The organism is uncultured Succinatimonas sp., assembly GCF_905203285.1.
Lineage (GTDB): Bacteria > Pseudomonadota > Gammaproteobacteria > Enterobacterales > Succinivibrionaceae > Succinatimonas.
In genome coordinates, this window is the sequence record NZ_CAJKVK010000162.1 from 1 (window position 1) to 1,078 (window position 1,078).

Genomic DNA, 1,078 nt, shown 5'->3' on the forward strand with positions numbered 1-1,078 from the left:
AACGCTCTTTACCGCCAAAGCGATTTTCTTGGTACTGTTGAAAACACTGACCCCAACGGCTCCTTTTTTACGGCGGGAGCTTTCCCCTTTGCGATACGAAGATACGACTTCCTGACCGTCAAAGCTTATGGTTTCTTTGTCAACAAGCTCAGGACGCTCCCACTGCTCACCTGCCTTTATCATTTCGCAAAGTGCCGTCTTGACCGCGCTGAAATAATTTCCAAGCAATAAATTTATTTCGTCAGGTGAAAACATCCGCATCACGCAATTTACCGTCGATTCCGACAACCGGTATCGCGGCCGCGGCTTCACGGGAATTAAATATTGCAGCTCAAGATTACGCTCCCTATAAAATTTCACCACCTTAGCTGCCGTTATATTCCCGCATAAGCGTGCCAATAAAATAACCGTCACCATTACATCCAAAGGATAGATGATTTTTGCTGCGCAGCGCATGTCGGTCAGTGCGTCCCTGATATCTTTAAGACAACAGGATATTGCCGCTATAACTTCACCTTATAAAGCATCGTATAAAGCTTTTGCTTCTTTGTGCTTAAACTCAAAATGGACTTTATTAGTCGGCATTCTTTTATGCGGATAATATAATCGTGAATATTCTTCGATAGTTGAATCGAAATCATCGGTCTCATGAAGATGACTGCGGCATGTCTTTGCCAAATTCCGCAACTCTTCACAAGCGATGAACATAAAAAAATCCTAAAAAAACAAAAGGCTGAATCTTTCAATATTAGATCATTTTCTTAGGATAAAGGGGATCGTCTTATTAATCTTTTGATCATTACGTCACAGTTTTTTTATGGAGTTATGAAGTTTAGCACCTAAAATTTTTTGTGAACTCTATCAGCTTGATCGTTTTGCCATATAATAGATTAAAATGAGATTAATTTAAGATTTTAAACCTTTAAAATAAAAGTTGTAAACAAACAGAAATTTCCACTTAGAGGTAAAAATGTTGGATCCTAAAGTCTCAGTGATTATTCCAGTATATAATGTTGAAAAATTTCTTTCTCAATGTTTAGACAGTATTATTAATCAAACATTAAAGAATATTGAAATA

At 37.5% G+C, this 1,078-nt stretch carries 3 protein-coding genes; 1 reads left to right on the forward strand and 2 read right to left on the reverse strand.

All coding sequences use genetic code 11. The annotated features are described in order from the left end of the window. A partial coding sequence (locus tag QZ019_RS09840; RefSeq protein WP_295484658.1) for a hypothetical protein occupies positions 1–456 on the reverse strand: 456 nt, incomplete at its 3' end. 60 nt (positions 457–516) lie between these two features. Further along, entirely contained in the window at positions 517–708 is a 192-nt protein-coding gene (locus QZ019_RS09845; protein ID WP_295484660.1) for a hypothetical protein, read from the reverse strand. A gap of 262 nt (positions 709–970) precedes the next feature. Between QZ019_RS09845 and QZ019_RS09850 the strand changes: the two genes are divergently transcribed. Next, positions 971–1,078: glycosyltransferase (locus tag QZ019_RS09850; protein ID WP_295484662.1), on the forward strand; the 108-nt coding region annotated here is incomplete at its 3' end.